This window comes from Pontibacter harenae (assembly GCF_020907245.1).
Classification (GTDB): domain Bacteria; phylum Bacteroidota; class Bacteroidia; order Cytophagales; family Hymenobacteraceae; genus Pontibacter; species Pontibacter harenae.
The window spans coordinates 139,475-160,386 of sequence record NZ_JAJJWH010000003.1 but is presented as its reverse complement, the minus strand read 5'-3'; the positions used below and the strand labels follow the sequence as shown (position 1 = coordinate 160,386).

The following is a 20,912-nucleotide window of genomic DNA, read 5'->3' as shown; positions in this document are numbered from 1 at the left end:
GTTACTAGCATCGCAAATTCTACAGTAAGAATATTATAAATTGATGTTTGTGCTGTTCTGCACTTCAATTTTGCTGTTATCTTCTGTGTCGATATCGACATCATTAAACTTCCAGTTTTTGGCGTAAGTGATTTCTCCCGCTGTTTTAGCTTTTATGTTGATATCACTAAGATGGAAACTCTCGATAGATGACTGCGGAATGCCAGCAGCAGAAAGTGCCTTGGTGGCATCTTTTACATAGATGTCGGAGATGTACACATTTCTGAACTTAGGGATGCCCTTTTCTTCTGGCTCTACTTTTTTTAGCATCGTTTTCCAGTGCTGCGGAATCGTTTCGAAAGTGTAACCTTCGGGTAAAGTTGAATAGCTATAGCTCGGGTTCCAGTTCATAGAAACTTCGATTGGAACCTTTACACCATCCATCTCTATTTGCTGCATATAAATCTCTTCTACTGTTCCTCCTCTGGTAGTAGCCGATTTGAAGCGAATACCGACACCTGTTCCTTTAGCTTTCAAGTTATGCGCCAGCACATGTCGGATGCCTCCCGATGTTTCGCTGCCAAAAGTTATTAAGCCGCCTCCCGCGCGTGAAATACAGTCACGGATCAGGACGTATTCTGTTGGACGGTTTACCCTTAGGCCATCCCAATCACGGCCAGATTTAAGGCAGAAGTTGTCGTCGTTGCAGTCAATGTCGCAGTTCTGCACCAGTATATAGGAGGAAGAGTCAATGTCAATGCCATCGGTACTGGGACCGTGGCCGTCAATGTTATTCTGTATGACAACGCCATCAACGGTAACATGATCTGAATAAAGAATGTGTACTGTCCAGAAGCCTGCCTGCTTCATGGTGATATCCTTGATAGTAACATCAGAAGATTTAGAAACCAGTAGTGTGCGCGGACGTTTAGCATCATAATCCACAATCCAGCGCAACCCCTTAGGCTCATACTCTTTGCGCATGTTCCAGTACAAGTCCCAGAACGGCTTACCCTGCGCATGTACCACGCCTTTACCCGAGATGGCCACATTCTCCTGATCCAGCACATTGATCAGCGCCGAAGGCCATTTCATCTCGATGCCAGCCACACGTGTTTCTATTTCAGGATAGTCTGCCAGGTTCTGGCTTCCTAACAGCTGAACTCCCTCGTCTAGCCGCAGGTGAACGCCTTTTTTAAGATAGATAGAGCCAGAAAGGTAGTCGCCAGGTTCAAAAGTGATGATGCCTCCGCCTTTGGCTGCACAAGCATCAATGGCTGCCTGAATCGCTTTAGTGTTAAGTGTTTTACCGTCGTTTACGGCACCGTACTTTGTTGCATCATATACTTTTTTTCTGGAAGGCATTTTCTTAGCTCCCACCTCTTTTAACCAAGCTAGTTTAGGTAAATCGTCATTAGCAGGATTAGTTTTAAAAGCCGTACAAGCCGAAGCCAATAGGCACAAAACAAGAAGGAAAGCAAAAGGCTGTGTTTTCTTTTTAAAGTATCTCATGAATTCTGTTTAAGCACAGGGTTACTGTTCTCTCTAAGTTCGTCATTAGTGTTAGATTTTCTATCCTGCTCCATCCTGTGCTTCTCAAGAGCTGAAGTCGGTTTTAGAACTGCCAATGCAGTGTTAGTAACTGGTGGTGTTTTGAGTTTATAGTTGATCAGGTCAAAGTAAGGGAGTAAAAGACCTAAGCTATTTATGAAAGCATAACACCAGATGAGTCACAAATACCCACTAAATTTATATACAGTTTTTACTTTATTTGGCTGAGAATTGAACTGCACTATCATTTATTTCGTGTTTGTTTCCTTTTAACAGGTTGATAACTTCAGCACCTGCGAGTAAAACAGGACCATAACTGTGTGCAGCATACACGTTAATGGGGCGGTAATAGTAAAAGGCTGGATCGAAGGCCATACCTGTGCCCACGCAGGTTCCTTCTACCTGCCCCTTTTCGTTTACCTTAGTCGCTACAGCGTTCCAGGCCAGCAGCACCATAGGTCCGTAAGCTTGCTTGTCGATCCAGCCTTTGTTGATGGCGCGGGCAATGGCATAAGTATAAATTGCGGTGGCAGAGGTTTCCAAGTATGAATTGTTGCGATCGATGAGTTGATGCCAGAATCCTTCACCTGCCTGGTAAGACGCGAGTCCTTGTATATGCGCTCTCAGTTGAGCCATAACTTTCGGGTAACCAGGGTGGTCCTGGGGTAGCACCTCGAGCAGTTCTACTAACGTCATTACTGCCCAGCCATTGGCGCGTGCCCAGTGGAACTGCGGGTGCGGCTCCATACCCTGCACCCAACCATGCATATACAAGCCTTTCTCTTTGTTGAACATGCGATCAGAAAACTGGACCACCTGTTTTACAGCATCATCATAGTAGCGCCGCTCTCCCGTTAGCTTTCCCATCTGCGCCAACGCTGGCACACTCATAAACAGGTCATCCAGCCAAATGGTATTCGGCAGCGGACGGTTTCGTGCTAATGTACCGTCGGCCAGGCGAAACTCCTTGTTGCTGATATAGTCTATGTAGTTATCAATCAAAGGGCGTAGATCAGCTGTTGTGACACCGTAACGGCCAGCCTTTATCATGGCGGCGCACATTGCGCCTGCGTCATCCAAGGCATGGGGTGACAGCACCTGGCGCAGTGGCGTTTCAGCTTTTGGGTTTTTCTTAAGCTCGTTCTGGTAGTAAGGAGCCAGATCAGCCAGGAATTTCAGGCGCTTTGCTGTATAGTTTGTGAAACGAGCATCTCCAGTAGCTTCTCCAGCTAACAACATCCCTGCGTATGTTACTCCCCACTCATAGCTGGTTAATCGAAAGTCGCCTTGCTCTATAATAACATCGCTGTTCAGTTTTTTTAAGTCTGTAACTGGCTTTCCTGTTTTTTTGTCAACCATACGAGCAGGTGTGGCGGCGTCTAAATAAGTGTGTACCCTTGTGAGTACCTTTGTGATATCTTCTACTGTCGTGTTGCCATATGGTGTAGGGTAGTCGGGCTGCATGGCGTGCAGCGGTGTATTTGTGTCTGAAATTTTGATGGGTTTTGTCTGTGCTTGTGCCGTTTGCCAATTTGCTACGAAGGCAAGGGAAAGCAAGACCTTCCTGAAGTTATAGTTTAAGTAATTGTGCTTTTCTTTAACAGAAATAAAATCTGTTGCTTCTGCTTTCATGCTGCTGGTGTTTTAGTTTAGTGCTGGTTCTTTTGAACCTCATCGATTGCTTTCCATCAAATAGGTTTCTGCTTCTAACTGCACTAGAAGGCAATCATCCAAAATAGTAAGAAAATGAATGTTGGCTGTCCTGTACTGTCCAGCTTGGAAGCTGCAGAATATATGCTGCTATAGTATGAAGGACATTGACAACTCTACAGTTAATTATGTAGCTCTTGTGTTCGCGCATGTGGTTTGCAGGATAGAGCAGGATAGAAGGCTAATACAAGTAAATTACTTTTAGCTTAGTAGAAGTGCTTTGTTAGCTTTTAGCTGTATCTTAAGGAACCATGAAAGCTTTATAGTTTCCAAAGTTCAGCTAACGAGGCAATATTAACTATAGAGCAGTATATTATAAATAATCACATGACCACCAGTAAAACATTTGTTCGGATTAGCTTCTTTTTGTGTTTGTTTGCCTTTGCCTGTAAAACGCAGGATGTAGGTACTGAAAAACTACCGAAGAAGAGTAAGATACTCGAAACTCTTACCCTTGCCAATGATTATTTTATGCAGAAATGGCCAGACCCAGGTAAGGAGATTGTTACAAATAAAACTCGCCCCAGCAATATCTGGACCCGTGGCATCTACTACATCGGGTTAATGGAACTCTACGAAGTAGACCCAAAACAGAAATACTACGACTATGCTGTAGAGTGGGGGCAGAAGCATAATTGGGGCCTAACAGGAGGTGACCATGTGCGTCACGCCGACTACCAGACCTGCGGGCAGACTTATATAGAGCTTTATAAAATTGATCAGAAGCCAGAAAGAATTGAATCAATAAAAGCATCTGTGGATAACATGGTGAACAGTAGCAAATCGGATGACTGGACCTGGATTGACGCTCTGATGATGGCAATGCCACTGTATGCGCAGTTAGGCGAGATTTACCCACAGGATGCCGCTGCTTATCATGCAAAAATGTATGACTTATACAGCACTTCTAAAACGGAAATAGGCGGAGGTTTGTATAACCCAGAAGACGGCCTTTGGTGGCGCGATGCTGATTTTGTGCCGCCTTACAAAGCGCCAAACGGTGAAGACTGCTACTGGTCCAGAGGCAATGGCTGGGTGGTAGGTGCGCTTGTAAGAGTGTTAGATACACTGCCAAAAGATGCGCCGCACCGCGAGGAGTATGAGAAAACTTACCTGGAAATGATGGAGGCACTGATGCCGCTGCAAAGAGAGGATGGCTTCTGGAATGTAAGTCTGCACGACCCTAACCACTTCGGTGGAAAAGAAACGACTGGCACTGCTTTATTTACTTATGGTATGGCTTGGGGGGTTAATAATGGTTTACTTGACCCAAAGATGTATAAGCCAGCTATTGCAAAAGCATGGAACGCGATGGAGAAGGAGGCTGTGCATCCGAATGGCTTTCTGGGCTATGTGCAGGGTACGGGCAAAGAGCCTAAAGACGGGCAGCCAGTTTCGTACACCAGCAAACCAGATTTCGAAGACTATGGCCTTGGTTGTTTCCTGCTTGCTGGTACAGAAATTATAAGGATGAAGTAAATTAGTTTTTGAATTTATCTTAACTAGTAGCAACATGAGGCAATTGCCGTTCTTCTTTTTAATCTTATTTATCTTTTGCTCCTGTGCTTCTACCAAGAAACAGCCTGCGCAGGCAGAGGAGGTGTATTTGTTTTCCTATTTTAAAGGCAATGGAGATGGGCTGCACCTAGCTTACAGCCTGGATGGCTATAATTGGCAGGCGCTAAAGAACGATTCTATTTTTCTGAAACCAACTGCAGGCAACGATAAACTGATGCGCGACCCCTGCATTATCCGCGGCGCAGACGGTAGGTTTCATATGGTATGGACGGTAAGCTGGAATGAGAAAGGCCTTGGCTACGCTAGTTCAGATGATTTGCTACATTGGTCGGAGCAGCAGTTTGTACCTGTTATGGCGCATGAGCCTAAAGCTCGTAACACATGGGCACCTGAGCTGACGTATAATGAGGAGAAGAAGGAATACATGATCTACTGGGCCACTACGATCACAGGCCTTTACCCTGAGACTCAGTCTGAGAAGGATGATGCGTATAACCACCGCATGTATTACGTCACCACCAAGGATTTTAAGAATTTTAGCGAAACAAAGCTGCTATACGACCCAGGCTTTAACGTTATAGATGCTACGATTATAAAAGACGATAACCGATACGTGATGTTTCTGAAAGACGAAACGAGGGAGCCAGCTAAGAAGAATATTAGAATGGCCTATAGTGAAAGTTTAACAGGACCTTATAGTGAAGCTGGGCCGCCCATTACGGGCAACTACTGGGCAGAAGGGCCGACAACACTAAAGCTCGGAGATAAATGGCTTGTCTACTTCGATAAGTATACTGAGCATAGTATGGGAGCTGTGCAGTCAGAAGATATGCAGAACTGGACCGATATCTCTGATAAGATATCATTTCCGAAAGGTATGCGGCATGGCTCTATCTTTAAAGTAACAAAGGCTGAGTTTGAGAAACTGCAATGAGTTACTGAAGGCAACAGTTAATTTGTTAAAAGATTGAGGCTAAAAAAAGCACTTATAAAGTAGTTACTTCATAAATATTTAAACTAGAGTGGGTGCATAGTTGATTCACGATGAGTTCTGGCTAGGACACTTCCAATACCTCAAGCATACGTTTGAGGTATTTTTTTTCTATTTTTGGTAAACCAGTTTTTTTGCCTGCGTTAGGCAGGCAGTGGAGGAGTGTAGCTCATACTTTCTCTTTACTGGAGTTTATTCTATGGAAAATCAAATAAAAGTGCATTTGCCGATAGGAGTAACTTATCCTGCCCTGGAGGAGGTACTCAAAAAGAAAATGGTTGGCGAATACATTCCCAAACTAGAGGAAGGAGTGAAGGCCTCTCCTTACGCTCAAATTCTGGATGTAGGGGTGGTAGGCAGTAGTTCAGGCACCTACAACATCATATTAAGAGTGAAAATTCGAGTGCTACGAACGGTGCTTAAGCGGGACCAGGTGGAGCTGTATGTGCAGGCTAAATTAACTTATGATAATACGGCACAACAGCTATTTGTTCAGCGGTTTAATATGGAGGCCAAAACAACCAGCGGCTTTTACAACACGGCCTTAGAAGTGCTGGTTAATAAAGTAGCCTACAATCAGATTATACAAAAAAGCAGGTTAAATATAAAGGAAATCCTTGCAACAGAGTTGAAGAAAGCCAACACGATGCTGGAAAAAGGGCTTGAGCTGAAAGGGCTTAAACTTACAGGTGCAGTAGAGGGTGTTCTGGTGCAGGATGTTTTGCCGCAGCCAGAGAAGGTAACGCTTATACTTGAAGCACAAGCTAACCTTGAAGTGAATATTTCCGAACTGATCAGCCTGATGCCAACGAAGTAGAAGCTTTTGGCTTCTGTAAACACACAGCTACTTAGTAACTGTATGCATGAATTTTTTTCCTGAAATGGGCATGAAGATCTCCGTTTGCCTTTTCACTAAATTGATTTTACAGAACTGCATCGCGTGTTGTTACAACTTTAAACATCTGATAAAGTATAACAGCAGCGAGAATAAAAGGATAAAACTAAAATGGGTAATAACTATAAAGCGCTTCTTTTCGATTTAAATGGTACTGTGATTGATGATATGCACTATCATGGCAAAGCCTGGTATGGTGTACTAAATGAGGATTTAGGAGCTGACCTGACGTGGGAGGAGGTACAAAAACAGATGTACGGTAAGAATAGGGAAGTATTGAACCGTATTTTTGGAGAGGATAAATTCTCTGATGAAGAGGCGGAAGAGCTTTCTATTAAAAAGGAAAAGCGCTACCAAAGCGAATACAAGCCGAACCTGAAGCTGATTAACGGATTGGAAAAGTTTTTAGAGGATGCCACTGAACATAATATTAAAATGGCCATTGCTTCGGCTGCCATCACTGATAACATCGATTTTGTGCTGGATAACCTGGACGTACGGCGTTATTTTGATGCCATTGTAAGTGCCGATGATGTACACCATAGCAAGCCTGACCCAGAAACTTTTCTGAAAGCGGCCGAAAAGCTGAATTTTGCCCCATCAGAGTGTGTGGTGCTGGAAGATGCGCCAAAAGGGGTAGAGGCTGCTGAGAATGCTGGTATGGATTGTATCGTTATTTTAACTGCGCATCCGAAGGAAGATTTTAGCCAATATAAAAATGTCGTCGCTTTTATAGAAGATTATAACGACCCTTACATCACGAACTTCTTTAAGTAGTAATAGCTTAATCTTCTACAGCCAGCATGTTTTTTATTGAAGTGAGAAATCTTTCTATTCCAATAAACTTGTAATTTGGGAACAAGTAAGATTAAGGCGAAAGAGGTTTCAGTTCAGAAGGCACACGTAATTATAAACCAAAAGAGCAGGCAATATGCCTGCTCTTTTGGTTTATATAAAAGTTTAAAACTTTTGTTACACTAGAAAGTGCGGTTGATCTGGTAATAAGCTTCGCTCCAGCGCAGTTCGTTCTGCAACTGGCGAAGGCGTGTTTCTTTGTCGATTACCACGCACTCTATACCAGCTATGTTGGCAAAATCCTGCAGTTGCTCTGAGCTTAGGTTTTGGCTGTAGCAGGTGTGGTGTGCACCTCCAGCTAATATCCAGGCAGCGCATCCAGTTTTCATATCTGGGTATGGCTTCCAAAGTACGCGTGCAACTGGCAGGTTTGGCAGGTCGTGCTGCGGCTCTACGGCCTCTACCTCGTTCACTAATAACCTGAAGCGGTTACCCATGTCTATGATAGATGCGTTTAGCGCAGGACCACCTACTACGTTAAACACTAAACGAACAGGATCTTCTTTGCCACCAATACCTAGCGGATGAATTTCACAAGAAGGTTTGCCGTTTGCAATAGATTCGTCGATCTCCAGCATGTGCGAACCTAGTACAAGTGCATTGTTAGGATCGAAGTGGTAAGTATAGTCTTCCATAAAGGCGTTGCCACCTTTCAGGCCACTACCCATTACTTTCATGGCTCTAACCAAGGCAGCTGTTTTCCAGTCACCTTCGCCAGCAAAGCCATAGCCTTGGCCCATTAAACGCTGAGCTGCTATACCTGGTAACTGTACCATGCCATGCAGGTCTTCGAACGTGTCAGAAAACCCTTTAAAGTTGCCTTCTTCCAAGAAAGTACGTAGACCAATTTCTATCTTAGCAGCCTCTCTTAGCGAGTTGTACTGAGCACCACCTTTACGAAGAGATTCCACAACGGCATATCGTTCTTCGTATTCTTTGGTCAGTTCATCCACAGCACTGTCGCTGATCGCGTTGATAACTTTAACCAGGTCACCTACGCCATAAGTATTCACAGAGAAGCCAAGCTGCATTTCTGCTTCTACTTTATCACCTTCTGTTACGGCTACAAAGCGCATGTTGTCACCAATACGGGCATACTTTGCACCTTGCCAGTCGTGCCAGCCGCAGGCTACACGGCTCCAGTCGCCGATCTGCTTCTGCACAGATTCCTCTTCCCAATGCCCAACAACTACCTTGCGGTTAATGCGCATTCTTGAAACTATGAATCCGAATTCACGGTCGCCATGCGCACTCTGGTTCAGGTTCATGAAGTCCATATCGATGGAACTCCACGGAATATCACGGTTAAACTGTGTGTGCAAGTGCAAAAGTGGCTTCTTAAGTATTTTAAGGCCGCCAATCCACATTTTGGCAGGAGAGAATGTGTGCATCCAGGCAACTACACCTACGCAGTTTTCGGCTACGTTGGCATCCTGGCAGATGCGGTAAATTTCTTCAGTTGTTTTAACCACTGGTTTAAACACTACCCGCACAGGTACGTTTGCAGATTGGTCTAAGCCCTGAGCTATTTTTTGAGAATGTTCTGCAACTTGTCTAAGTGTTTCTTCTCCGTATAAGTGCTGGCTGCCTGTCACAAACCACACTTCGTATTGTTTAAGATCTATCATTGAAAATAAAATGTATGTTGTACACGAATTAATTTAAGTAAAAAAAGTGCAGCATTTCTCAGCTGCACTCTCTAAGATATATGTGTTAATACCAGAAGAAATAGTATATCAAACCTATAATGAGTATGATACCTGCCGCTCCAATATTAAATGGAGTACCTGTATTGAATAATACTGGATCAGATACAATGGCCTTCGGATCAGCAATCGTCATTTTAGCATTGGTGTAAAGTATGATACCCACCATAATTAAGAAAGATGCTAAGAAATAAAGTGCCTCTATACCCATATAACTGTACTCAGGTGTGAATACAATTGCTGAAATAAGGGCGACAGCGCCAAGTGCAAAGAACACATAAGAGAATGTTACTAGTTTCTTTTGTCTTGCTGGTGCTGGAACTGGTGCATTTACTTTAACTCCTTTTTCTGCAAAGCTGATAACTGAAGCTATTACACACAGCACGATAAACACATAGCCCATACGCAACAGGAATGGCATATCAGGATAAACTATCTTGAAGATGATACCTGCTGGAATTGTAGCGATTGCAGTCCAAAGAGCTGCGTTGCCAGTAATCTGTCTCCAGAAAAGACCCATACCAAACACAGCCACCACACCAGGATAAATATAACCTGTATACTCCTGAATGTACTGGAACACCTGGTCCAGAGAGCTTAATTGAGGTGCCACAAGTGCCGCTATAGCCAGAGCTACTACTGCTACAATTCTACCCACACGTACCAACTCTCTGCTTGATGCATTTGGCTTGAAGTAAGGGTTGTAAATATCCATCGTGAAGATAGTAGAAGTACTGTTCACCATAGAAGCAAGAGAAGAAACAATAGCCGCCGTAAGCGCTGCAAAAGCAAGGCCTCTAACACCTGTTGGTACAAAGTTCTTTAAAAGCCATGGGTAAGCCTGGTCAGATTTTTCGATAGTACCCATTTCGCTTAAAGACTTACCTAAAATTGTTGCAAGTTCTTCAGGAGTGTGCGCGTTAAGCAATACATAAGCCGCAATACCAGGTATAACCACGATAATTGGCATTAAGATCTTCAGGTAACCTGCGAAAAGAAGGCCACGTTTTGCTTCGTTGATGCTCTTGGCAGCCAGACCTTTTTGGATGATGTACTGGTTAAAGCCCCAGTATCCAAGGTTAGTTGCCCACATAGCACCCGCAATAACAGCTATACCTGGTAAATCGATAAAAGCATCTTTCTGGCCACCTGAGCCATCTGGAATCATGAGATGGCCTTCTGGTAAAACCATGGTGAAGTGCTCTCTCGCTCTGTCGTAAAGGTTAACCAAACCAGTAACAACACCTTCGCCAGCACCAACTGCATCTAGGGCCAAGTAAGTAGTTACCAAACCACCGCCTACCAGGAATATTACCTGTACAACGTCTGTCCAGGCTACTGCTTCCAGACCACCATAGATAGAGTAAATGGCAGAGAAAGCCAGTAATCCGATAATGCCATACTGTAACGGAATGCCCATGATATTCTCCATAGCCAGGGCGCCGAGGTAGCTTACTGATGTAAGGTTTACAAACACGTATACTAGCAACCAGAAAACAGCAAATGCTGTACTAACGCCTTTGTTAAAGCGTTGGCTCAGGAACTGAGGCATTGTGTAAATGCCTTTGTCTATGAAAACTGGCAAGAAGTATTTAGCAACTATAATAAGTGCCACAGCTGCCATCCACTCATAAGCCGAAATGGCCAAACCAATGGCAAAGCCTGAGCCTGAAGTACCGATAAAGTGCTCGGCTGAAATGTTTGCTGCAATTAGGGAGGCTCCTACAGCCCACCAGGTAAGGGATTTGTCAGCAAGGAAATATTCTTGCGATGTTTTTTCTACACCTGTCTTACTTCTTGATACCCATAGCCCAAGAAAGAGGATTATAATGGCATAAACAATAAAGACGGCATAGTCTAGCGTTGAAAATCCAGATGTCATGAAAAGGACGTTTAGTTATGATTGATTAGACTATAAAAGGTTAATATACTAACAAATATATACAAATCTAATATTATTGTCCATAATATGAATCTGGGCCATGTTTTCTCTCAAAATGCTTCTTAATGAGAGAATCCTGCAGGCGGGGAGCATCATTTCTGATCTGTTCTGTCAGGTAAGCCATGCGTGCTACCTCTTCCAGCACTGCGCTGTTGTAAACTGCTTTCGCTGGTGTTTTACCCCAGGTAAAAGGAGCATGGTTACCCACTAGCACCATCTCTACCTCCTCATAACTCATCCCTTTTTCTTGCAGGTAGTTCATAATCTGGAACCCTGTCTCGTATTCATAATTCCCCTGAATCATCTCATCATTCATTGGTGGAGCACAAGGGATGTCTACTGTATTATGGTCGGCGTGCGTGGTACCGTAAATCGGAATATCGCGCTGCGCTTGTGCCCATGACGTAGCATAAGTGGAGTGAGTGTGAACAATACCACCAATGTTTTCCCAATGCTTATAAAGCACTGCGTGGGTTTTGGTATCAGAAGACGGTCTTAAGTCACCTTCTACGGTGTTTCCGTCGAAATCTACTATCACCATTTTGTCTGCAGAGAGGTCTTCGTAAGGAACACCGCTTGGTTTGATGGCAAAAACGCCCAATTCACGGTCTGCGGCGCTAACGTTTCCGAAAGTGAAAAGCACTAAGCCCAGCTTAGGTAGCTGCATATTTGCCTCGTAGGCACTTTGTTTTATGTGTTGATACTTACTCATGTATAAATCTATCTTACAACTTTTTCTTGGATGTCAGTAACTGGTGCATTAGCCGATGAAGTTAGCTCTTCGATGCTTTGGCCTTGCGCTTTATACTTAGCATAGCGTGTGGCATAAACTGCCACACGGTCTTGGTTCGGATGATATTCTGCATCAAAACCTTGTCCCATTGCAGCCATAGCATCTTCTACTTTAGAATATATGCCAGCAGCTGTAGCCGCAAACATGGCAGCGCCAATCGCACAAGTTTGTTCTGACTTATGAATACGGATTGGCATATCCATCACGTCGGCCATCATCTGCATAATGAAAGGAGACTTTTTAGCCACGCCGCCTAATCCAATCAGTCCTTTAACTGGAACGCCTTGCTCATTAAATCTGTCCACAATCATTTTAGCACCGAAGCAGGTTGCTTCTACCAACGCTTTAAATACACGCGGTGCATCGCTACCTAAACCTAATCCAAGAATGGCGCCTTTCAGCATTTGGTTAGCATCTGGCGTACGACGGCCGTTAAACCAGTCGATAGCAAATTCATCGCTCTCAGACAATGGAAGTGCATCGGCCTGCTTGCTTAGTTCAGGTATGATGTTATCAGATATTTCATTGATTAGAGCCTCTGCTGTTTCTGGAGAAACTGTCTTCGACTGAGAAAGCAGGTTTTGCATTGGCCACATCAGGATTCTCTTAAACCAGGCATAGGTATCGCCAAACGCAGACTGACCTGCTTCTAAGCCCATCATGCCAGGTATAATAGAGCCAGGTACTTGGCCACAAATTCCTTTTACCAGTTTATCTTCAACTTCCTCGATAGGAGCTACTAGCATATCGCAGGTAGAGGTACCCATTACTTTACTCAGGTGGTACGGTTCAATTTGGCCGCCTACAGCGCCCATATGTGCATCAAAAGCACCAACACCAACAACCACATCTGTAGTCAAACCTAAGCGTTCAGCCCACTCGGTGCTAAGGTTGCCAGCTGCTTGGTCAGATGTATATGTTTCAGTAAACAGTCTTTCGGTGAATCCTGACAAAACAGGGTCTAGGGAAGTGAAGAAATCCTGTGGAGGTAGGCCGCCAAATTCTTCTGCCCACAGAGACTTATGTCCAGCTGAGCATACGCCACGCTTCATTTGTGTTACGTCATTTCCACCTGTTAATAAAAACGGAATCCAGTCGCAGTGCTCTACCCAAGAGTAGCAGGCATTTTTCACTTCCTCATCAGTGCGAAGTACGTGCAGTAACTTTGCCCAGAACCACTCAGAAGAGTAAATACCGCCTACATATTTTAAGTAGTTGGTGTCGAATTTCTCGGCATGAGCATTTATTTCAGCTGCTTCTCCCACACCAGTATGGTCTTTCCAGAGGACAAACATAGCGTTAGGGTTGTTTTCGAACTCTGGAAGAAGTGCTAGGGGAGTACCTGTTTTGTCTACCGCTACAGGTGTAGAACCCGTTGTGTCCACAGCTATACCCTTTACGGCTTTAGCTATGGCTGGGTCACCTGCCTGACTAAGGCACTCTTTGATCGTATATTCTAGTCCTTCCACATAGTCTAATGGGTGCTGGCGAAACTGGTTTGCAGCCGGTACACAGAAGAGGCCTTTTTGCCAACGCGGATAATAGTAAACAGAGTTAGCTATTTCCTGGCCATTTTGGGCATTAACTAATACTGAGCGGACAGAGTCAGAGCCGTAGTCTACGCCAATAACATATGAATCTTGTATCACGATTTTAGAGTTTTTATAAAGTTGGTGTCAAAATAACACTTATTATTTTAAAAAGCCGATTTTAATGTTGGTTTCTTTCTGGATGACTTGGAAGTTTGTAAACAGAAAGCGGAATTGTACTAATGTAGCAATATCGCAGCTACTGATTACTCACTATCAGGTAGAAAAGGTTACAACCTTTAAAGGGTAGACTTGACGAAATGCCTAAGCTTCTTGATACATGAGTTTATCTGGGTTAGGGATAAACTTTAGAAAAGCTTGAAAATCACTTAGATATCTGTCTTGGTCGAGCTTGTAATAAAAGGCCCCTTTCTTTGACGTTTCTTTTTCTTTTTCTTTCTGTTTGATAAAAAGTCCTGTGGAAAGAAGCTTTCTGCTGAAATTCCTACGGTCGAAAAGGGTGTCATATAAGCCTTCGTATAAGGCTTGTAATTGCGGAAGGGTGAATTTGTCTGGTAAAAGCTCAAACAGGATAGGATGAAAGGCTGCTTTATAGCGTAATCTATTCTTAGCCATTTCTATCATTTGGTTGTGGTCAAAGATTAACTCGGGGGTATCCTTCAATGAAAACCACTCAGCATGAAATTCCTTGCTAATCTGCTTTTCATACTTCTGAATATCAACTAAGGCAAAATAGGCTACAGCTATTGTTCTCTCCACTGGGTCACGGTTGGGGTCGCTAAATGTGTGGAGTTGCTCCATGTAAACATTTTCTAGCCCCGTCAACTGCTTCAGAATTCTGATTGCGGCTTCCTCTAGCGTTTCGGTAGGCTGGATAAAACCGCCCATCAAACTCCATTTTTTCTTTTCAGGAGCAAAACCCCTCTGGATCAGTAGGAGTTTATACTCTTCTCCGTCAAAACCTAGTATTATACAGTCAACGGCTACCAGCGTCCTTATCTGTCCAGAATATTTCATAGCAAAATTTAGGAAGTATTGAGCAAATATATACTTTTTATTTTCAAGTGTATACTCACTAGGAAAATAAATGTTAAAGCAACACTTTTATTGATGCTTTACGTACAGGCTAGCATTCTTTTCCTGTGTATTGGTGTTTACAGCCGTTATTTTAAGATTACTTATCAAGTTTTAATTCAAGGGAAAATAAGTTCGGATCTGTACGGGTTATAATGAGCGATTACTTACTTTTATATTTGTAATTATTTGTTTTTCTCTGAAGTTAATTTTATAATTGTGTCAATATTACATTTTATTACTAGAAGAGGTCATATCCGAGGGCAGAAGAAGAGCAGTGGCTACAAATTTATGGATGCGTCTTAGTGATAATTGCAATTTTAATTTAAGTGATTACTTAGTAGAGTCCCCTCTTTATAGTTTTGGTTGAATTTTTACAATGAGGTTATATGTTATTGCATCTTTTCGTTTTAGTCCTTTTAAAGGTACAAGGTGATTCAAGTTAAGAGGGTGTATTTTTTTGCTCCTTTCAAAAAGTGTATAAATGACAATGTATAGTTCAGGTTTTTGATAAACGTCTAAAATAAAAGTTATTACAATAAACATTTCACATATGAGAAATAACTTTACCATTAGTAAATGTAGTTTGGCCCTTACCGCATGCTTCGTGTTATTTTCGGTAATAGGTGCCAATGCTACGGCTGTAAAGGGTGAGCCTTTGTTCGGCCATGGATCTAAGAAGAGTGGTATAGGGGTTTATGCAAACCCCGCACATCCAGAATTTTCAGTTTCTGCTGTATCAGGACTGTCTGGCAAATTATTTGCGGACATTACTGTGTCAGGTAAAGTGACTGATGAAAACGGCGTAGGGTTGCCAGGTGTAACTGTCGTAGTAAAAGGTACCACTAAAGGGATGTCTACAGATGTAGATGGTAACTTTACTATAGTAGCACCTGAAGATGGTACATTAGTATTTTCTTTTGTTGGCTATCAGCCACAGGAAGTGCCGATTAACGGACGAGCAACACTGACAGTTTCTCTCAAGCCTGATTCAAAAGCTTTGGAGGAAGTAGTAGTGGTAGGTTACGGTACGCAGAAAAGGCAAACTGTGACGGGTGCCGTTAGTGACATCCAGTCTGAAGACATAACAAGAACTACTGCCGTTACAACCTCAGGTGCCTTGGTAGGTAAAGTGCCAGGTATTACAGCTCGTCAGGCGGATGCAAGACCTGGAGCAAGTACTGCCCTTCAGATTCGTAACATGGGTACTCCTTTATATGTTATTGATGGTATCCCATCTGATGAAGGAAGCTTTAACAACTTAGGTATAAACGATATTGAAAGTATTTCCCTGTTGAAAGATGCATCTGCCTCTATTTATGGTTTAAGAGCGTCGAACGGGGTTGTTTTGGTTACAACTAAAAAAGGTAAAGCAGGAGAGAAGACACGTATTAATCTGTCAGGTTATTACGGATTGCAAAACTTTACCCGCTATCCAAAACCAGCTAATGCTTACCAATATGTGCGTGGTCTTATTGAATCGGATCAGAACAGAGGTTTCGCTACAGGATGGACTCCAGAACAATTAGAAAGTTGGAGAGTAGGTACAGAGCCAGGCTACCAGAGCTTTGATTACTATGATTTTGTGATAAAGCCTAATGTGCCGCAGTCTTACATAAACGCAAATGCGTCTGGAGGTTCTGAAAATATTAGGTATTACTTATCTGTTGGTCACCTGAACCAGGAGGCAATGATTGAAGATTTTAACTTTAACAGAACTAACATTCAGGCAAACATAGAAGCTGGTTTAGGCAAAGGCTTGAAAGTAGGTGCTCAAATAAGCGGAAGAATAGAGGATCGTCACCAAACTGGTGTACCAGGTATGGATGACTATTTTAACCCTTTCCTCAGCATATTTACAATGTGGCCAACTGAGCGGCCTTATGCCAACGACAATCCTAATTATATAAATGGCGAAGTGCATAATGTAAATGTAAACCCCGCTACCTATGACGAGAATATAGCAGGATATGTAGATGAGACTTGGCGTGCGTTCAGAGGTAATTTCTTTGGTGAGTATGATTTCGGGTTTGGATTAACAGCCAGAGCAACTTATTCTTATACTTATACCCTTGGTAACTTCGAAGGCTTTGAATATACTTATGATGCATACAGGTATGTGCCTCAGACTGATTCTTATGAAGTATGGGGTGGAAATCCTAACCCATGGAGACAGAAAAGGAGATCGACTATTACAGAGAACGTTGGTCAGATCCAGTTGAACTATAAGAAAACAATAGGAGACCACAATATTGCGGGCCTTTTAGGTTATGAAATTCAAGATAGAGAAGACACATTTTTGCAGATAGCTAGCAATCCCCCGAACAACTACATCCCCCAAATATCCTTCAATGATCAAATAGGACTTGAAGATACTTGGGGAGTAGTAGCGAGAGCTGGTTATATTGGGCGTGTTAATTACAACTATAAAGAAAAGTATCTGGTTGAAGTGTTAGGTCGCTATGATGGATCTTCTTTATATGCGACAGATAAGCGCTGGGGCTTTTTTCCTGGGGTTTCTTTAGGCTGGCGTATTGCTGAAGAGCCATTTATGCAGGAAATTGCAGGAAACTGGCTTACTGACTTAAAGTTAAGAGCTTCTTACGGAGAGACTGGTTTAGAGCAGGGTATAAATGCATTTGATTATTTAAGTGGTACTACATTTGGTGTGGGAAGTGCTGTGTTCAATGGTAATCTTATATCAGGTGTGCAGCCAAGGGGCTTGCCAGTTACTAACTTGTCTTGGGTAACTAGTATCTCTAAAAACGTTGGTTTTGATATCGGTTTACTTTCTAACAAAATTACAGCGCAGTTTGATGTGTTTGAACGTAAGCGTTCTGGTTGGCCTGCGCCAAGGTATGATGTATTGCTACCTAGCGAGGTAGGATATGGTTTGCCAAATGAGAACCTGAACTCTGATGCGCATAGAGGTATAGAGGGTGCTATTATTCATAGAAACTCAATTGGCCAAGTTGGATATTCTATAGGCGTGAATGCCACTTTGGCTAGATTATTCCACTTAAATACTTATAAGCCTAGATTTGGAAACTCTTGGAACGAATATCGTTCTTCAATTGAAGACAGATGGGCAAGTATTAACTGGGGGTATGAGCACATAGGTCAGTTCCAGTCGCAGGAAGAGATCGATAACTATCCTGTGAATATCGATGGTCAGGGTAACAGAACGCTTTTGCCAGGCGATTTAATTTACAAGGATGTTAATGATGATGGCATAATTAACGGGATGGATGAAAGACCTATTGGTTATGCTCAAGGGGCTCTTCCATACTTTGCCTACGGTATTAACGGAAGCGTCTCATATAAGAATTTTACCTTGCAGTTTGACTTAACTGGAGCTGGTATGCAAAGCTATCTGCGTGAGTGGGAACTAAGATATCCGTTCCAGAATAACGGTAACTCACCAGATTATATGCTGGAAGACCGCTGGCACCGTGAAGATCCGTTTGACAATACAAGCGCTTGGGTTCCAGGTACATATCCTGCCTTAAGAAAAGATTTTAATAACCATTCTAACTACCGCCACAGCACGTTTTGGTTAACGAATGTGAGATACCTCCGACTTCGTAATTTAGAGCTTGGCTACAACTTTCCAGAAGCATTGATTAGCAAATTTGGAATGTCTGCTCTAAGAGTTTATGCCAATGGCTCAAACCTCTTTTCATTAGACAATACAAAAGAGTTTGGTATAGACCCAGAGGTTTCTTCAGGCAATGGCCTGGTTTACCCACAACAGAGGGTTTATAATTTTGGCTTTAATTTATCCTTTTAATTGATTTTCAGATGAAAAATATATTTAAGTGCATTCTTTTGGGCGCTACCTTGTTTTCTGCTACTTCTTGTGAAGAGGACTGGTTGGATCGAGAACCACAAACAATCATAACAGATGAGCAGACCTGGAATGACCCTCAAATAATTACAGCTGTGCTGGCTAACTTCTACAACAGGTTACCAGCACACCAATCTCTAACTGTAGGCTGGCAGGCTTTTGCAGAATATGATGATGCCTTGTGGTCTGGTTTTGGTGTTGATGAGTGGAGAAACAATTTGCCAAACTATGGTTATGACAGATGGAGGCTATGGGATTACGGCCTTATCAGAGACATAAATTTGGCAATTGAAAACATCACTGCTTCCACATCTCTTACAGAAACTCAAAAAAGTGAGTTTGTGGCAGAGTTACGGTTCTTAAGAGCCTACAATTATTTTGAATTGGTAAAAAGAATGGGTGGAGTACCCTTGGTTACTACTCAGCTTATATATGATTTCAGTGGTGATCCTACTCCATTACAAATTCCAAGAAGCAAAGAGGAAGAGGTTTATGACTTTATTTCAAGCGAAGTTGAGGCGATAAAAGACCAACTTGGAAATACTGGCAGTAATACAAGAGCCAATAAGTTCACGGCTTTGGCGCTCAAATCAAGAGCTATGCTTTATGCAGGTTCGCTTGCTAAGTATAATAATCAGTTGGCGGCTCCCATAACTACCCCTGGTGGTGAGGTTGGAATTCCAGCAGCTAGAGCAGAAGGTTATTTTCAAGAATCGCTGGAAGCATCAAAAGAAATTATTAACTCTGGTGCCTATAGTTTATATCAAGGTAATCCAGATCTAGGCGAAAACTTCTATGAGGCTATAGCTAAAAAGTCAGCTAATCCTGAAGTAATCTGGGCACAGGATTTTGCAGTAGGTAAAACACACTTCTTTACTTTCGACAACATCTTCTTCTCTGCAAGAGAGGATAACCTTAGCCCAAGTGCTATTACTCCTTCACTAAATTTAGTAGAAAGCTATGAGTATTTAGATGGGTCTGAGGGGACACTGCAAACCAGAACAGCTGATAACAGTGATTATATTTATTACGAAAATCCTGAAGATATCTTTGCAAATAAAGATGCACGCTTGTATGGAACTGTTATTTATCCAGGAAGCTCTTTTAGAGGTATAGAAGCTGAGATACAAGCAGGTGTAGTGGTATGGAACGGTAGTAGCTATGAAGTAGTTGAAGGCCCACTAGGGTCTACTTATACCGATGGCGGATTGCTTACAGGTGCCGATGGCCCACGACGCTCTCAACTAGAAACTACCAACACAGGATTCTATCTAAGAAAATATTTGGATGCACAGGCTGGTGCTGGATCTAGAAGCCAGTTGAGTACTATGTGGTGGGTAAGGTTCCGTTACGCTGAGGTGTTATTAAACGCAGCTGAGGCGGCCCTTGAACTGGAATTGGAAGATGAGGCAGTAGGCTATGTAAACCAAGTTAGGGAAAGAGCAGGATTTGGTGCAAATAGTCTTTCCTCATTAACTATAGAGAGGCTAAGAAACGAGCGTAGAGTAGAACTTGCTTTTGAAGATCATCGTGTGTGGGATGTTAAGCGCTGGAGAATTGCGCATGAAATCTGGGACGGTAGTGCCAGTAACCCTGATGCGAGTGTGTATGCTTTGTACCCTTATCGTGTAATACGCCCTGGTACGCCGCAACACAATAAATACATATTTATGAAGATGGTGGCTCCGAGGTTTGTTTCTCCGCATCTTTTCCGACTTGGTAATTACTACTCATCTATCGATCAAGTAGTAATTAATAATAATCCTAAAATTGTTAGAAATCCATTTCATTAATAGTAGATATGAAAATTAGAGCAATATCGTACTTAATAGCAGCCTTAGTCGTGGTGTTGACAGGTTGTGAGAAAGATAATTATGAGCCACCTACATCAACACTAACAGGCCGTGTTGTTTATAATGGAGAGCCTGTAAACCTAAGAAGTAATGGAGTGCAATTAGAACTGTGGCAGAGAGGATATCAAAATTTTGAAAAGATACCAGTATATGTAGCCCAAGACGGAACATACTCGGCTACTTTGTTTGATGGGAATTATAAACTGGTTTTACTTCCTGGAAATGGACCTTGGGTTAACAACACAGATAGCCTTAATGTTCAGGTAAATGGCTCGACAACAATTGATGTGCCAGTTCAGCCTTATTTTAACATCCAGAATGAGACGTTCCAACTAAGCGGAAATGTGATCACAACTACAGTTGATGTGAACCAAGTAACCGCTGGAAGAGAACTGGAAAGAATAACTTATTATTTAAGCGGTACTACAATTGTAGATGCACAAAACTGGGCGGCTGTTACAGATATTTGGTGGCCAGACCCAGCTACACTTGAAGAGACCAAGACGATGAGTTTAACTGTTCCTGCAAATCTTGTGAGCAAGGGTTATGTGTTTGCCCGAGTAGGTTTGAAAATAGCAGGCATTGAGGAAATGCTCTATACACCTGTTCATAGGGTTGAGTTAAACTAAATTTAAATTCTATTCGGCT

The 20,912-nt window shown here is 42.7% G+C and carries 14 protein-coding genes; 7 read left to right on the top strand and 7 right to left on the bottom strand.

The window, feature by feature from the left end; genetic code table 11:
- Positions 1 to 33 precede the first annotated feature (33 nt).
- A complete protein-coding gene (locus tag LN893_RS02970) occupies positions 34 to 1,491 on the bottom strand; it encodes a glycoside hydrolase family 28 protein (protein ID WP_229968142.1) in 1,458 nt (485 codons plus the stop codon).
- A gap of 255 nt (positions 1,492 to 1,746) precedes the next feature.
- Positions 1,747 to 3,162 (bottom strand): glycoside hydrolase family 88/105 protein, encoded by a 1,416-nt coding sequence (locus tag LN893_RS02965; RefSeq protein WP_229968140.1) that lies wholly within the window; start codon positions 3,160 to 3,162, stop codon positions 1,747 to 1,749.
- A 405-nt stretch (positions 3,163 to 3,567) separates the two neighbouring features.
- Between LN893_RS02965 and LN893_RS02960 the strand changes: the two genes are divergently transcribed.
- The 4 genes from LN893_RS02960 (at position 3,568) to LN893_RS02945 (ending at position 7,421) form a co-directional block, all read left to right on the top strand.
- Positions 3,568 to 4,719, top strand: a complete 1,152-nt coding sequence (locus LN893_RS02960) for a glycoside hydrolase family 88/105 protein (protein ID WP_229968138.1) — start codon at positions 3,568 to 3,570, stop codon at positions 4,717 to 4,719.
- Between the two features lie 34 nt (positions 4,720 to 4,753).
- Entirely contained in the window at positions 4,754 to 5,692 is a 939-nt protein-coding gene (locus LN893_RS02955; RefSeq protein WP_229968136.1) for a glycoside hydrolase family 43 protein, read from the top strand.
- Positions 5,693 to 5,948: 256 nt separating this feature from the next.
- Positions 5,949 to 6,566 (top strand): DUF4403 family protein, encoded by a 618-nt coding sequence (locus tag LN893_RS02950; protein ID WP_229968134.1) that lies wholly within the window; start codon positions 5,949 to 5,951, stop codon positions 6,564 to 6,566.
- A gap of 189 nt (positions 6,567 to 6,755) precedes the next feature.
- Positions 6,756 to 7,421 (top strand): HAD family hydrolase, encoded by a 666-nt coding sequence (locus LN893_RS02945; RefSeq protein WP_229968131.1) that lies wholly within the window; start codon positions 6,756 to 6,758, stop codon positions 7,419 to 7,421.
- A 200-nt stretch (positions 7,422 to 7,621) separates the two neighbouring features.
- Here the strand turns inward: LN893_RS02945 and araA are convergent, their stop codons facing one another.
- From araA to LN893_RS02920, 5 genes are all read right to left on the bottom strand, one after another.
- Positions 7,622 to 9,127 carry an L-arabinose isomerase gene (gene araA, locus LN893_RS02940; protein WP_229968129.1) on the bottom strand — a complete coding sequence of 502 codons (1,506 nt, stop codon included), beginning with the start codon at positions 9,125 to 9,127 and terminating at the stop codon, positions 7,622 to 7,624.
- An 85-nt stretch (positions 9,128 to 9,212) separates the two neighbouring features.
- The gene (locus LN893_RS02935; RefSeq protein WP_229968127.1) at positions 9,213 to 11,087 is read right to left on the bottom strand and encodes a sodium/sugar symporter; all 1,875 of its coding nucleotides are present in this window, start codon (positions 11,085 to 11,087) and stop codon (positions 9,213 to 9,215) included.
- Between the two features lie 73 nt (positions 11,088 to 11,160).
- Positions 11,161 to 11,859: an L-ribulose-5-phosphate 4-epimerase gene (locus LN893_RS02930; protein ID WP_229968125.1), complete on the bottom strand. Its 699-nt coding sequence runs from the start codon at positions 11,857 to 11,859 to the stop codon at positions 11,161 to 11,163.
- 8 nt (positions 11,860 to 11,867) lie between these two features.
- On the bottom strand, positions 11,868 to 13,589 hold the full coding sequence (locus LN893_RS02925) for a ribulokinase (protein ID WP_369427649.1): 1,722 nt from the start codon (positions 13,587 to 13,589) through the stop codon (positions 11,868 to 11,870).
- A gap of 204 nt (positions 13,590 to 13,793) precedes the next feature.
- Entirely contained in the window at positions 13,794 to 14,507 is a 714-nt protein-coding gene (locus tag LN893_RS02920; protein ID WP_229968123.1) for an NUDIX hydrolase, read from the bottom strand.
- 610 nt (positions 14,508 to 15,117) lie between these two features.
- Between LN893_RS02920 and LN893_RS02915 the strand changes: the two genes are divergently transcribed.
- The 3 genes from LN893_RS02915 to LN893_RS02905 are packed head-to-tail and all read left to right on the top strand — an operon-like array spanning position 15,118 to position 20,893.
- Positions 15,118 to 18,354: a SusC/RagA family TonB-linked outer membrane protein gene (locus LN893_RS02915; protein WP_229968121.1), complete on the top strand. Its 3,237-nt coding sequence runs from the start codon at positions 15,118 to 15,120 to the stop codon at positions 18,352 to 18,354.
- Between the two features lie 11 nt (positions 18,355 to 18,365).
- Positions 18,366 to 20,204: a RagB/SusD family nutrient uptake outer membrane protein gene (locus LN893_RS02910; RefSeq protein ID WP_229968119.1), complete on the top strand. Its 1,839-nt coding sequence runs from the start codon at positions 18,366 to 18,368 to the stop codon at positions 20,202 to 20,204.
- Between the two features lie 8 nt (positions 20,205 to 20,212).
- The gene (locus LN893_RS02905; protein WP_229968117.1) at positions 20,213 to 20,893 is read left to right on the top strand and encodes a DUF3823 domain-containing protein; all 681 of its coding nucleotides are present in this window, start codon (positions 20,213 to 20,215) and stop codon (positions 20,891 to 20,893) included.
- Positions 20,894 to 20,912: the final 19 nt, after the last annotated feature.